The sequence below is a fragment of the Xanthobacter sp. genome (assembly GCF_041911315.1).
In the GTDB taxonomy this organism is placed as follows: domain Bacteria; phylum Pseudomonadota; class Alphaproteobacteria; order Rhizobiales; family Xanthobacteraceae; genus Xanthobacter; species Xanthobacter aminoxidans.
This window is the reverse complement of the sequence record NZ_JAYRPE010000012.1, coordinates 80,521-93,713: the sequence shown is the minus strand read 5'-3', so window position 1 is coordinate 93,713 and position 13,193 is coordinate 80,521. Positions and strand designations below refer to the sequence as shown.

General features: G+C 68.7%; 12 protein-coding genes. 5 read left to right on the top strand and 7 right to left on the bottom strand.

Annotated features, from left to right (window positions below):
* Window positions 1-6: 6 nt before the first annotated feature.
* Complete coding sequence (locus ACE3QW_RS05275; RefSeq protein WP_374250725.1) at window positions 7-843, bottom strand: SDR family oxidoreductase; 837 nt, start codon at window positions 841-843, stop codon at window positions 7-9.
* 230 nt (window positions 844-1,073) lie between these two features.
* Here ACE3QW_RS05275 and ACE3QW_RS05270 point away from each other — a divergent pair, with 230 nt between their 5' ends.
* A complete protein-coding gene (locus ACE3QW_RS05270; RefSeq protein WP_374250736.1) occupies window positions 1,074-1,406 on the top strand; it encodes a winged helix-turn-helix transcriptional regulator in 333 nt (110 codons plus the stop codon).
* Window positions 1,407-1,422: 16 nt separating this feature from the next.
* Here ACE3QW_RS05270 and ACE3QW_RS05265 read toward each other — a convergent pair whose 3' ends face one another.
* The gene (locus ACE3QW_RS05265) at window positions 1,423-1,656 is read right to left on the bottom strand and encodes a helix-turn-helix transcriptional regulator (RefSeq protein WP_250167749.1); all 234 of its coding nucleotides are present in this window, start codon (window positions 1,654-1,656) and stop codon (window positions 1,423-1,425) included.
* A gap of 22 nt (window positions 1,657-1,678) precedes the next feature.
* Window positions 1,679-2,233 carry a DUF2975 domain-containing protein gene (locus ACE3QW_RS05260; RefSeq protein WP_250167750.1) on the bottom strand — a complete coding sequence of 185 codons (555 nt, stop codon included), beginning with the start codon at window positions 2,231-2,233 and terminating at the stop codon, window positions 1,679-1,681.
* A gap of 72 nt (window positions 2,234-2,305) precedes the next feature.
* Between ACE3QW_RS05260 and ACE3QW_RS05255 the strand changes: the two genes are divergently transcribed.
* A complete protein-coding gene (locus ACE3QW_RS05255; RefSeq protein ID WP_250167751.1) occupies window positions 2,306-2,932 on the top strand; it encodes a hypothetical protein in 627 nt (208 codons plus the stop codon).
* A gap of 42 nt (window positions 2,933-2,974) precedes the next feature.
* Here the strand turns inward: ACE3QW_RS05255 and ACE3QW_RS05250 are convergent, their stop codons facing one another.
* The 3 genes from ACE3QW_RS05250 to ACE3QW_RS05240 form a co-directional block, all read right to left on the bottom strand.
* Complete coding sequence (locus ACE3QW_RS05250) at window positions 2,975-3,484, bottom strand: prolyl-tRNA synthetase associated domain-containing protein (protein ID WP_374250724.1); 510 nt, start codon at window positions 3,482-3,484, stop codon at window positions 2,975-2,977.
* Between the two features lie 140 nt (window positions 3,485-3,624).
* Entirely contained in the window at window positions 3,625-3,897 is a 273-nt protein-coding gene (locus tag ACE3QW_RS05245) for a hypothetical protein (protein WP_024281289.1), read from the bottom strand.
* A 37-nt stretch (window positions 3,898-3,934) separates the two neighbouring features.
* Window positions 3,935-4,279 carry a hypothetical protein gene (locus tag ACE3QW_RS05240; RefSeq protein ID WP_029556451.1) on the bottom strand — a complete coding sequence of 115 codons (345 nt, stop codon included), beginning with the start codon at window positions 4,277-4,279 and terminating at the stop codon, window positions 3,935-3,937.
* 101 nt (window positions 4,280-4,380) lie between these two features.
* On the opposite strand from ACE3QW_RS05240, the gene ACE3QW_RS05235 reads away from it, so the two are divergent.
* The 3 genes from ACE3QW_RS05235 (at window position 4,381) to otnK (ending at window position 9,746) form a co-directional block, all read left to right on the top strand.
* A complete protein-coding gene (locus ACE3QW_RS05235; protein ID WP_374250723.1) occupies window positions 4,381-5,331 on the top strand; it encodes a hypothetical protein in 951 nt (316 codons plus the stop codon).
* 104 nt (window positions 5,332-5,435) lie between these two features.
* Window positions 5,436-8,216 (top strand): phosphoenolpyruvate carboxylase, encoded by a 2,781-nt coding sequence (ppc, locus tag ACE3QW_RS05230; RefSeq protein WP_374250722.1) that lies wholly within the window; start codon window positions 5,436-5,438, stop codon window positions 8,214-8,216.
* 237 nt (window positions 8,217-8,453) lie between these two features.
* Window positions 8,454-9,746, top strand: coding sequence for a 3-oxo-tetronate kinase (gene otnK / locus ACE3QW_RS05225; RefSeq protein WP_374250721.1), 1,293 nt, complete (start codon window positions 8,454-8,456; stop codon window positions 9,744-9,746).
* 176 nt (window positions 9,747-9,922) lie between these two features.
* Here the strand turns inward: otnK and ACE3QW_RS05220 are convergent, their stop codons facing one another.
* Window positions 9,923-13,132 carry an efflux RND transporter permease subunit gene (locus ACE3QW_RS05220; RefSeq protein ID WP_374250720.1) on the bottom strand — a complete coding sequence of 1,070 codons (3,210 nt, stop codon included), beginning with the start codon at window positions 13,130-13,132 and terminating at the stop codon, window positions 9,923-9,925.
* Window positions 13,133-13,193: the final 61 nt, after the last annotated feature.

Below are 13,193 nucleotides of genomic sequence, written 5' to 3'. Positions count from 1 at the left end.
CGCGGCTCAGGCGAGCCGCGCCGCATTGATCTGCGCATAGGTGGCGAGCGAACGCGGCGCATGGCCCGTCAGGGTCTCCACATCGGCGGTGATGCGCGCCGTCCAGCCCTCGCGGACGGGGTGGAAGAGCGTGGCGAGGAAGCGCGCATAGGGCTCCGGCACGCCCGCGCCGGTGAGGATGCCGACGAAGGCATCATCGCTCACCGGCGTGTAGGCGATGGACTTGCCCGTCACCCGCGCGAGGATGGCCGCCGCCTCGCCATAGGTCAGCGCCTCGGGGCCGGTGAGGTTGAAGGCCTTCCCATCGAAGCGATCCGTGGTCAGGGCGGCCGCCGCGCTTTCGGCGATGTCGCGGGCGTCGATGAAGCTCGTCTTGCCCTCGGCCGCGGGAAGGGCGATCACGCCGTGGTCGATGCCGGCCTTCCAGAAGGTGTGGAAATTGTCCGCGAACCAGTTCGGCCGCAGGATCACGAACGGCGTGCCCGAGCGCTCCAGCGCCAGTTCCACCTGCCGGTAGGGGATGGCGTCGTCCGCATCGACGCCGAGGGCCGTCATCAGCACCACCTTCACCTTGCGGGCGGCCGCGGCCTCGATCACGGGCAGGAGGCGGGCGGTGATGTCGAGGGAGCCGGTGGGCGCCAGCAGGAAGAGCCGGTCCACGCCGGCGAAGGCTGTGGCGAAGGTAGATGGATCGTCCATGTCGAGCGCCACGCCCTGCGCACCGCCCACGGCCTTGCCCGTGCGGGATGCCGCCTTCACCTGCAGGCCCTTCGCGAGAAGGGCCTGCACCAGGGGCTGGCCCACGTTGCCGTTGGCCGCGAAAACCAGAATCTGACCCGACATGATCGCTCTCCTGCTCGCCGGCGCACGGTGGCGCGGGCATCCAAGGATAGGTTTCCATTGGAAACCAGCTTCCGATCGGATACATACTCCTGGTCGAGCGAGCCCAAAAGAGAGCACCTTGAACTCACATGGTCACTTCCGGGAAACCGCAGAACGCGCCTGAGCCGGCCGGCGAGAGCTGCCGTCTCCCCTGGCCCTTCGATGTCTATGAGGCGCAATGCCCGACGCGCATGGTGCTGGACCGCATCGCCGACAAATGGGCCGTGCTGATCCTCGACCGGCTGCGCGACGGCCCCGTGCGGTTCAATCACCTCAGACGGGACATCAAGGGCATCTCGCAGAAGGTGCTGTCGCAGACGCTGAAGAAGCTGGAGCGCGACGGGCTCCTCTCGCGGGCGGTCTTCCCCACGGTGCCGGTCACTGTGGAATATGCGCTCACCCCCCTCGGCCGGACGCTGACCGACGCGGTGGCGGCTATCGCCCACTGGGCCGAGCGCAACATGGAGGCGGTGCTGGCGGCGCAGGCCGCCTATGACGCCCGGGCGGGAGGAGACCCAGGCTGACCGGTGAGGCGGGGCGCTAGTCCGCCGCCTCGTCCGCGTCCTCTTTCCCCGGCACATATTCCAGAATGTCGCCGGGTTGGCAGCCGAGGGTTTCGCAGATGCGGGCGAGCGTGTCGAAGCGCACGCCGCGCACCTTGCCGGACTTGAGCAATGAGACGTTCTGCTCGGTGATGCCGATGCGCTCGGCAAGCTCGCGCGAACGCATCTTGCGGCGCGCCAGCATCACGTCGAGATTGACGATGATGGGCATGGTGCTCCCATAGCCTCCCCGCTCAGACGAAGCTCGCGTTTTCTTCGGCGATGCGCGCGGCCTCGCGCATGACCGCCCCCACCCCGATGACGAGCAGGCCGACGATCACCGCCACCACGTCATGGCTGGAAATCGAGACGGCGATGGCGCGCGCGCCCGGCGGGTTGTTGAGGGTGAGGGCGATGCTTAGTGCGACCCCGACGAAGGGGGCGATCAGGCCCTGGAGCGCCACCGCCGCGCCGAAGCGTTCCAGTCGCACTGCGAGCAAGGCGGAGATGAGTTCGCCGCGGCCGAAATCGCGGAAGATCTGGCGCACCTGAAGCAGGCCGTAGGCGAGGATGCCGAGCGGGATCGCGGAAATCGCGAGGCCGGCGGCGAGGCTCGCGCCATCGAGGGCGATGGGATGCCCGGCGAGGCCGATGCGCGGGACGATCACCCGTTCCACCAGCCCCGGCGACAGCCAGATGCCGAGGCCGGATGCCACCAGCAGCAGGAGGATCACGAGGGTTGCGACCGACAGGGCGCGCCCGAGGCGCACCACGCGATGGAGTTTGGGGTCGAGGGGCGGAGGGGACATCAGTAGCCTTTCCTTGACGCATTCATTTTTTATCGTAAAACAGTAATTATTCAACCCAAAATGAGAGATCGGATGCGTTTCTTTCTCGCCCATGCCTGGCCCTTGCGGGCGCTCGCCTTGCTGGTGCTCGTTCTGTCGGTTGGCGCCTGCTCCCATGTGCCCATCAGCTCACTGCCGCAGCTGGCCACCCTCGATCTCGAAACGGCGGACCTGACCGTCCTGCGCGCGGCCGTACGCGCGCCCAAGGAGATCGTGGCGGTGCCCGGCGGGGCGTTCGTGGTCATGTCCTACTGGCGCCAGGGTGATGAGGCTCGCAAGACGACCGTCCAGGCGCTGCTGGAGGTGGAGACGGACCCGAAGGCCCTCGCGGCGCTCAAGGAGGAGGAGCGCGCGGGCATGCGCATCACCCTGTTCCGCCTCACCGAAGAGGGTCGGCGCAAGCTGGAGGCGGCGCGCAGCGAGGCGCTGGCGCTGAAATCGGACGAGCTGGCGAAGGGACGGCGCGCCAGCGGATCACTCGCGGTGTCGGCGGAGGGATGCGTGCGCAGCGCGCTGCCGGCCGGGCCGCTGCTGCTCAGCACCTATCTCAGGCTGAAGCCGGGCGGCAATTTCGTGACGTTGATCCAGGACATCGATCTGCGAACGCTGCTGGCGCAGGCCGGCTCCGACGAGAGCGCCATGAAACCCTGCGCCAATTGAAGTCCTGCGCGAATTGAAGTCCTGCGCCAGTTGAGCGGGGCTTTAGGCCTCGCCGGCCGGCGGAATCTCCACCTCCATCGCCTCGTGGCCGGTCAGGCGGAAGAAGGCGCGCAGGGCGTCCGGCGTGAGCACGGTGGTGCGGGCGTTGGTGAGCGGGTGGCAGCCCACGAGGTCGGCGCGCATGAGCGCGGCGTCGATGGCGAAGCGGACCCGGCCTTCGGTATCGTTGGCGAGGGCGAGCAGGCTCACCGAGCCGGGAAGGATGCCGAGATGCTCCATGAGCGCCTCGGGCGAGGCGAAGGAGAGCGAGCCCTTGGCCCCCAGCGGGCCGCGCAGCGCCTTGAGGTTCACCGGGGTATCCTCGGCGAGCGTCAGCAGGAAATAGGTCTTCTTCCCGTCGCGCAGGAACAGGTTCTTGGTGTGGGCGCCGGGAATGTCGCCGCGCAGCGCCTGGGATTCGGCCACCGTGTGGACGGGCGGATGCTCGTAGGTGGTGCCGGAAATGTCGTTCTGCGCGAGAAAGGCGAGAAGGGTGTCGGGCGTGTGGGGCATGGGCCGGTCGGTCTTGGCGGGGAGACGCCAGCCTTAGACCCGCGCGGCCGCTTCGGGCAAGCGCTCCGGGAACAACACGCCGCCGGCCTGGAAGGCAAAAAAAGGCCGCCGGCTCGCCTGGAGCCGACGGCCGGTCTGGTTCAGCGCAGCTGGGTGAGGCAGGCGCCGGCCGCCTCGGCGGCGGGACGGGCGTTGCTCATGGAGAGCGCACCGGACTGCACCAGAGCCTTGGTCTTCTCGGTGACGAGCGCACGCGGATCGGCAGCGCCGGCAAAGCCGGGCGCGGCGGCGGCATAGACGGCCTTGGCGTCGGGGCCGAGGCCGGCGGCGCACTGGTCGGCCGCGGCCTTGTCGGCGAGCGCGGGGGCGGCGCAGGCGAGGGTCAGGGCAGCGGCGCAGAGCAGGGACTTCATGGGATGTTGCCTCCAGTGAATTTCAGGACGCACGCGATCAGCGCACGCCGACGCGGTTGACCGGGCCGCCGGCATTCACGCCGACTCCGGGCGCGACACCGACACCGGGCGCACCGACGCCGACGCCGGGGGTGACGCCCACGCCGGGGGCTCCGGCACCCGGCACGCAGCCTGCGGGATAGCCGGGTCGGGTGCAATGAACCGCAGCGCGCGCTGCAGGAGCGGTGGGACGGGCGACGCAGCCCTTCGGAACGCCGACCGCCCTGCAATAGACCACGGCACCGGCGGGGGCGGTCGTCGCGAGGGTGACGACGGCGGCCGGCGGCAGTGCGGCGAGGGTGGCGGCGAGAAAAGCGGAACGTGTCAGCAGGCGCAGTCGCATGGCGGCCTCGGCATCCTTAACAGACACCTGTGCGTGACGCCCGGGTTGACATCGCGCCGAGGTGACTTCGGGTCAGCTAGGCGTCATCCTGTAATACCGCAATGGCGATTCTTGGCCCGACTGGCGGCGAGACGTTGCGGGACGATATGTCGGAGGCGCGGGTGCTGGGGCTGGTGGCGGTGCGGGCAGGAGCGGCCGTGGACTGGCTCGACACGGCAGGCATTGCCAAAGCGCGAGGCGCCATCATCGCCCATCCCGCCTTCCCGCGGGCGGTGGCGCAACTTGTCGGCGAAATCAGCGCGCTCTACAGCGGCAACCGGCTGCTCAACCGCGTGCTCAGTGATCGCGGCCGCAACATGTTCGGCCTGATGGTGCTTTATCTGGATGCCCTGCCGCCGGAAGAGGGGGGAGGGCTCACGGCGGCGCGGATCGTCGCCCTGTGTACCTCCACCGGCCTGTGCAGCCGGGGCCGCGCGAAGGCGATGCTCGCACTCATGCGCTGGGGCGGCTATCTGGCGTCTGCGGCGCCGGCCGAGGATCGCCGGGTGAAGCCGCTGATGCCGCAGGAGAAGCTCGTCGCGCTCCAGCACCGGCGGTGGCGCCTCGTGTTCGAGGCCGGCAAGGCACTGGATCCGGAACTCGCCCGGCTCGCCCCCCGCCTCGCGGACGCAGCCTTCACGCGGGTTCTCGCTGTGTTGCTGGGCGAGGCCTTCCTCTCCGGCTTCCGGCCCGTTTCCGCCGCCCCGGAACTGACCGATCTGGTGGACCGCGACGGCGGCCTGATGGTGCTCCTCGCCCTCTTCACCGCCGAATCCAACGGCGAGGAGCCGCCGTCCATCGCCAATCTCTCGCGCCGCTTCCACCTGTCGCGGGCCCATGTGCTCGATCTGCTGCGGCTCAGCGAGGAGCGCGGGCTGGTGGAGCGCGGCATGCGTGGCACCGGCTGCCTTTCCCCGCTGGGGCGGGATGCGATCGAGCGCTTCTTCTCCTCCATCTTCGCCGTGATGTCCGGTGCCGCCCGCGCCGCCGAGGCCCGTCTTCACGGCGCGTGAAATCACCTTCGCCCGGAACGGTCTTTCGCTCCTGCACAATTTCCTTAAGACTAAGGTCGAAAGAGACGTGCGCCGCAGCAGCGGACGAGTCCGGGGGAAGTCGGATGACGAATTTGGCACTTTCGAGCGGCATCGCGCCGCGCGCAGAGGACGTGAAGGACCAGCCGCTGCGCGACGACATCCGGCTGCTCGGTCGCATTCTCGGTGACACCGTCCGCGACCAGGAAGGCGACGAGGTGTTCGACCTCGTGGAGCGCATCCGCCAGCTTTCCATCCGCTTCCACCGCGACGACGACCAGGCGGCCCGCGATGAACTGGGTACCCTTCTGGGGGCACTGCCGGCCGACCGCTCCCTCGATACCATCCGCGCCTTCAGCTACTTTTCCCACCTCGCCAACATCGCCGAGGACCAGCACCACATCCGCCGCAACCGCGCCCACGCCATCGCCGGCTCGGCGCCGCGCGCGGGTAGCCTCGCCTATGCCTTCTCCCGTGCGGAGCAGATGGGGATCGGCCGCGAGGCGCTGGCGGATTTCTTCTCGGGCGCGCGCATGAGCCCGGTGCTCACCGCCCACCCCACCGAAGTGCGGCGCAAGAGCACGCTCAACCGCGAGATGGAAATCGCCGCCGAGCTGGATCGCCGCGAGCGCGTCGTGCCCACCCCGCGGGAGCGGGACGAGGGCGAGGAAATCCTGCGCCGCGCGGTGCTGACCCTGTGGCAGACGGCCCTGCTCCGCCGCATCAAGCTGACCGTGCTGGACGAGGTGGCGAACGGCCTCTCCTATTACGACTACACCTTCCTCACCGAGGTGCCGCGCCTCTATTGCGCCATCGAGGACCGTCTCGCCGAGGCAGGCGACGAGGTGCAGTTGCCCTCCTTCCTGCGCATCGGCAGCTGGATCGGCGGCGACCGCGACGGCAACCCCTTCGTCACCGCCGAGGTGCTGAAGGAGACCGTGCGTCTGCACCGCGACCGCATCCTCGCCCATTACGAGCAGGAGCTGGTGGCGCTCGGGGCGGAACTGTCCCTCGCCCAGCGCCTCGTGACCGTATCCGATGCCCTGACGGAGCTCGCCTCCCGTTCTCCGGATCGCTCGCAGGAGCACCGCGAGGAGCCCTATCGCCTCGCCCTCGCCTACGTTCTGGAGCGCCTGCGCCAGACTGCCCGCAAGCTGCGCGGGGAGCCGCTGGCGACGGCCGAGGGCCTCGCGCCCTATGCCACGGCGCAGGCGTTCCGCGCCGACCTCGACGTGATCCACGACTCGCTCGTGGCCAACGGATCGAAGGTGCTGGCCCGCGGGCGGCTGCGGCTGTTGCGGCGGGCGGCGGACTGCTTCGGCTTCCATCTCGCCTGCATCGACCTCAGGCAGAACTCGGACGTGCACGAACGTGTCGTGGCCGAGCTGCTGGAGAAGGCGGCGCCCGGCACCAATTATGCGGGCCTCGACGAGGAGGCGCGCATCGCGTTGCTGCTGAAGGAGCTGGCGACGCCCCGGCCGCTCGCCTCGCCCTTCATCGCCTATTCGGACGAGACCTGTTCCGAACTCGACATCCTGCGCGAGGCGGCCGCCGCGCACCGGGCGCTGGGCCGGGAGGTGATCCCCAACGCCATCATCTCCAAGGCCGAAGGCGTCTCCGATCTTCTGGAGGTGGCGCTGCTGCTGAAGGAAGTCGGCCTCGTCTCCAGCGACGGAACGGGCGGCCTCGCCAGCGCGGTGAACATCATCCCGCTGTTCGAGACCATCTCGGACCTGAAGGCCTGCGCCAAGGTGATGGACCGCGCCTTCTCGCTTCCCGCCTATCGCAAGCTGGTGGCAAGCCGTGGCGCCGAGCAGGAGGTGATGCTCGGCTATTCGGATTCCAACAAGGACGGCGGCTTCGTCACCTCCGGCTGGGAATTGTACAAGGCGGAGATCGGGCTGATCGAGGTGTTCGGCGCGCACAATGTGCGCCTGCGCCTGTTTCACGGTCGCGGCGGCTCGGTGGGACGCGGCGGCGGGCCGAGCTACGACGCCATCCTCGCCCAGCCGGGCGGCGCGGTGAACGGGCAGATCCGCATCACCGAGCAGGGCGAGATCATCGCCTCCAAATATTCCAACCCGGATGTGGGGCGGCGCAACCTCGAGATCCTCGTCTCGGCGACGCTGGAAGCCTCCCTGCTCCAGCCGCAATACAAGGCGCCGCGCACCGAATTCCTCACCGCCATGGAGGACATCTCGGACACGGCGTTCGCCGCCTATCGCAACCTCGTCTACGAGACCGAGGGCTTCGAGGACTATTTCTGGTCTTCCACCGTCATCAACGAGATCGCGACGCTGAACATCGGCTCGCGTCCGGCCTCGCGGGCCAGAACGCGCTCCATCGAGAAGCTGCGCGCCATTCCGTGGGTGTTCTCCTGGGCGCAGTGCCGGCTGATGCTGCCGGCCTGGTATGGCTTCGGCACCGCGGTGGAAGCGTTCGTGGCGCGCCGGCCGGACTATGGCCTCTCCTTCCTCAAGGCCATGCAGCACGAATGGCCCTTCTTCCGCACGCTGCTGTCCAACATGGACATGGTGCTGGCGAAGAGTTCCCTTGCCATTGCCTCGCGCTATGCCGAGCTGGTGCCGGACGTGGAGCTGCGCACCGCCATCTTCGGCCGCATCCGCGCGGAATACGAGCTGACGCTGAAGCATCTCCTCGCCATCATGGACCAGCAGAAGCTGCTGGAAGGCAATCCGCTGCTGGACCGCTCCATCCGCAACCGCTTCCCCTATCTCGATCCGCTGAACCACCTGCAGGTCGAGCTTCTGCGCCAGCACCGCGCCAGCCCCGGCGACGACAAGGTGCTGCACGGCATCCAGCTCTCCATCAACGGCATCTCGGCCGGCCTGCGCAACTCGGGCTGAGGACGGCCGCGACCTGTTCCGTTCCGGCACAGGCCGGAGCGGGCGGCGGGGACGCAGCGGGAACGGGGCGTGACCGAATCGGCCGCGGACGGATTTTCCGGGTTCGTTCTCTCACCGATGGCACTTCCCTCGGGCGGGCTCTTCCCTGTGGCGTCGCTTGGCGCTCTAATCGAAACGATTAAGGCAGGCCCGACGAAAAGGCCCACGCCCCAACAGAAGCAGCCCAAGGGATTTCGTATGCCCCTCACCCTCGGCGTCATCGCCGACGACTATACCGGCGCCTCCGACCTCGCGAACACGCTGTCAAAGGAGGGCGTGCGCACTGTCCAGACCATCGGCGTGCCAGACGCTGCGCTGGCGCTGCCCGATGCCGACGCGGTGGTGGTCTCGCTGAAAAGCCGCTCCATCCCGGCGGACGAGGCGGTGGCGCAGTCGCTGGCGGCCTATGCGTGGCTGAAGGGGCGGGGTGCGTCCCACATCCTGTTCAAGGTCTGCTCCACCTTCGATTCCACCGACGAGGGCAATATCGGCCCCGTCACCGATGCCCTGCGCCTCGCCACCGGCGCCGCCATCGTGCCGGTGACGCCGGCGTTTCCGGAGACCGGGCGCACCGTCTACATGGGCCACCTCTTCGTGGGCGACGTGCCGCTGAACGAGAGCCCGCTCAAGGACCATCCCCTCAATCCCATGACGGATTCGGACCTGAAGCGCGTGCTCGCCCGCCAGAGCGCCGGCCGGGTCGGGCTGGTGCCGCTGAAGGATGTGGCGGCGGGGGCTGATGCGATCTCCGCCCGGTTGGAGCAACTGGCGCTGGAGGGGCGCACGGCGGCTATTGTCGACGCCGTGTTCGACCGGGATCTGGAAGCGGTTGGCATCGCGGCGGCGGCCCTGCCGCTGTCCACCGGCGCCTCGGGCCTCGGCCTCGGCCTGGCGCGGGCGCTGATCGCGGACGGGCGGGTGCTCCGGCAGGAGAGCGATGGGGCGGCGCTGGCGGCCGGCATCGGCGGATATGCGGCGGTCGTTGCCGGCAGCTGCTCCAAGGCGACGCTGGAGCAGATTGCCGTCGCCGAAGGCCAGATGCCGGTGCTGCGGCTCTCCGCCGAACGGCTTGTCACCCATCCCGAGGCGGAGGTCGCCGCCGCGCTGGAGTGGGCGAAGGCGCGCCTCGCATCCGGGCCGGTGCTCATCGCCGCGAGCGGAGCGCCCGAGCAGGTGGCCGAGGTGCAGGCCCGCTTCGGCCGCCATGCGGCGGGCGTTGCCGTCGAGCACGGCACGGCGGCCATTTCCGAAGGACTGGTGGCGGCCGGCGTGCGCCGCCTCGTGCTGGCCGGCGGGGAGACATCGGGGGCGAGCGTGGACCGGCTGAAGATCCCCGCCTTCCTTGTCGGCCCCGAAATCGCCCCCGGCGTGCCGCTGCTGCGCACCGAAGGCCAGCCGGGCGAACCCATGGTGCTGGCGCTGAAATCCGGGAATTTCGGCGGGCCCGACTTCTTCGCGAAGGCGCTGGGCATGATGGGCGTGGGTCACTGAGCCCCGGACAAGCGACAGCAGAGCTGGAGCGCCAATCCGGGGCCCAGGGGAGAGTGCGGCGTAGCCGACCAAACGTGTGGGGCGGCTTGGATAAAGCCGCCTTCGGCGCCCCCTTGCGCTGGGCCCCGGCTCGCATTCCGCTGACGCTGCATGCGTCCAGGGCGCGAGGGGGGTGACTACTCCCCCGGCTGAAGCGCGTGGGGCGCGGGAGCGGCCGGCGTGCTCCCCACGGCGCCGTGGCCGTGCTGGGTCAGCGGCCGGTTGCCGGCCAGCCCGCGCAGCATCACGTAGAAGACCGGCGTCAGGAAGATGCCGAACACCGTCACGCCGATCATGCCGGCGAACACCGCCGTGCCCATGGCCTGCCGCATCTCCGCACCCGCGCCGATGGAGGTGACGAGCGGCACCACGCCCATGATGAAGGCGAGGGAGGTCATCAGGATGGGGCGGAGCCGGAGCCGGCTCGCCTCGATGGCGGCCTGGACCGGCGTGCGGCCCTCGAATTCCAGCTCGCGGGCGAATTCCACGATCAGGATCGCGTTCTTCGCCGAGAGCCCCACCAGCACCACGAGGCCGATCTGGGTGAAGACGTTGTTGTCCCCACCCGCGAGCCACACGCCGGTCATGGCGGCAAAGAGCCCGGTCGGCACGATCATGATGATGGCGAGCGGCAGGACGAGGCTTTCGTACTGCGCCGCCAGCACCAGGAAGACGAGGAAGATGGCGAGCGGGAACACGAACACCGCCGAATTGCCGGCCAGGATGTCCTGATAGGTCAGCTCGGTCCATTCGAAGGAGAAGCCCTTGGGCAGCGTATCCTTCGCGATGCGCTCCACCGCCTGCTGCGCCTCGCCCGAGGAGAAGCCGGGCGCGGCGCCGCCGTTCACGTCGGCGGAGAGGAAGCCGTTGTAGCGCATGGCCCGCTCCGGCCCCGCCGATGAGCGCACCTTGAGCAGCGCGGAGAGCGGGATCATCTCGCCGGTCTGCGAGCGCACCTTCAACGTGCCCACGTCCTCGGCACGGGCGCGGAAGGGGGCGTCGGCCTGGACGCGCACCGTGTAGGTGCGGCCGAACTTGTTGAAGTCGTTCACGTAGGACGAGCCGAGATAGATCTGCATGGTCTCGAACACGTCGGTGACGGCGACGTTCAGCTGGCGCGCCTTCACCCGGTCGATGTCGGCGAAGAGCTGCGGCACGTTCACCTGAAAGGAGGAGAACAGGCCGGCCAGCTCCGGCGCCTGACGGGCGGCACCGAGGAAGGCCTTGGTGGCCTCGTCGAGGGCGGCATAGCCGAGGCCGGCGCGATCCTCGATCTGGAACTTGAAGCCGCCGATGGTGCCGAGCCCCTGCACCGGCGGCGGCGGGAACATGGCGATCATCGCATCCGGGATGCCGGCGAACTTGCCGTTCAGCTTCATGGCGATGGCATTGCCGTTCAGCGACGGGTCGCGACGCGCCTCGAATTCGTCGAGGCCGACGAAGACGATGCCGGAGTTGGACGAGTTGGTGAAGCCGTTGATGGAAAGGCCCGGGAAGGCGATGGCCGACTTCACGCCTGGCTCCTTCAGGGCGATGTCGCTCATCTTGCGGATCACCTCCTCGGTGCGGTCGAGGGTGGCGCCGTCGGGCAGCTGGGCGAAGCCCACCAGATACTGCTTGTCCTGCCCCGGCACGAAGCCCGGAGGCACCGCCTTGAACAGCACGCCGGTGAGCGCCACCAGCACGATGTAGAGGCCGAGCATCAGCACCTTCTGCCCGATCACCCGGCGCACCACGCCGCCATAGGCGCCGGAGCCGCGCACGAAGGCCTTGTTGAAGCCGCGGAAGAACCAGCCGAACAGCCGGTCCATGACGCGGGTGAGCCAGTCCTTCGGCGCATCGTGACCCTTCAGCAGCAGCGCCGAGAGGGCCGGCGAGAGGGTCAGCGAGTTGACGGCCGAGATCACTGTCGAGATGGCGATGGTGAGGGCGAACTGCTTGTAGAACTGGCCCGTGAGCCCGGTGATGAAGGCGAGCGGCACGAACACCGCGATCAGCACGAGGGCGATGGCGATGATGGGGCCGGACACCTCCCGCATGGCCTTGTAGGTGGCCTCGCGCGGGGAGAGCCCGCCCTCGATGTTGCGCTCCACATTCTCCACCACGACGATGGCGTCATCCACCACGATGCCGATGGCGAGCACCAGGCCGAACAGCGTCAACGCATTGATGGAGAAGCCGAACACGTACATCACCGCGAACGTGCCGACGATGGAGACCGGCACCGCCAGCAGCGGGATGATGGAGGCGCGCCAGGTCTGGAGGAACACGATCACCACCAGCACCACCAGAGCGATGGCCTCCAGCAGCGTGTGGATCACCGCCTCGATGGAGGCGCGCACGAACTGGGTGGTGTCGTAGACGATGGAATAGTCCACGCCCTCGGGCATGTTCTGCTTGATCTCCTCCATCACCCGCCGCGTGTCGTCGGCGATGCGGATGGCGTTGGAGCCGGGCGCCTGGAAGATCGGCACCGCCACCGCCTGGGTGTTGTTGAGGAGCGAGCGCAGGGCATATTCGGACGCGCCAAGCTCGATGCGCGCCACGTCCTTCAGAAGCACGATCTCGCCGTTGGTGCCGCTCTTCACCACGATGTTGGCGAACTCCTCCTCGTTGGCGAGGCGGCCCTGGGCGTTGATGGAGAGCTGAAGATCGAGCCCCGGCGCGCCGGGCGAGGCGCCGACCACGCCGGCCGCCGCCTGCACGTTCTGGGCGCGGATCTCGCGCACCACGTCGGCGGCGCTAAGGCCATGCTCGGCCACCTTCTGCGGGTCGAGCCAGATGCGCATGGAATAGTCGCCGGCACCGAACAATTGCACCTGCCCCACGCCGTCAATGCGGGCGAGGCGGTCCTTCACGTTCAGCACCGCGTAGTTGCGCAGGTAGGTGGTGTCGTAGCGGTTGTTGGGGGAGATGAGGTGAACCACCATGGTGAGGTCGGGCGAGGACTTCACCGTGGTGACGCCGAGACGCCGCACCTCTTCCGGCAGGCGCGGCTCGGCCTGGGAGATGCGGTTCTGCACCAGCTGCTGCGCCTTGTCCGGGTCGGTGCCGAGCTTGAAGGTGACGGTCAGCGTCATGATGCCGTCGGTGGTGGCCTGGCTCGACATGTAGAGCATGCCTTCGACGCCGTTGATGGATTCCTCCAGCGGGGTCGAGACGGTCTCGGCGATCACCTTGGGATTGGCGCCGGGATAGGTGGCGCGCACCACCACCTGCGGCGGCACCACCTCGGGATATTCCGAGATGGGCATGGCCCGCATGGCGATGAGGCCGGCGAGAAAGATTAGGACGGAGAGCACGCCGGCGAAGATCGGGCGGTCGATGAAGAATCTGGACAGGTTCATGGAACCCTCCCGCCTCGGGGCGGCTGGATGAAAGGGGCGGAACGCGGGACGCAACCGGCCG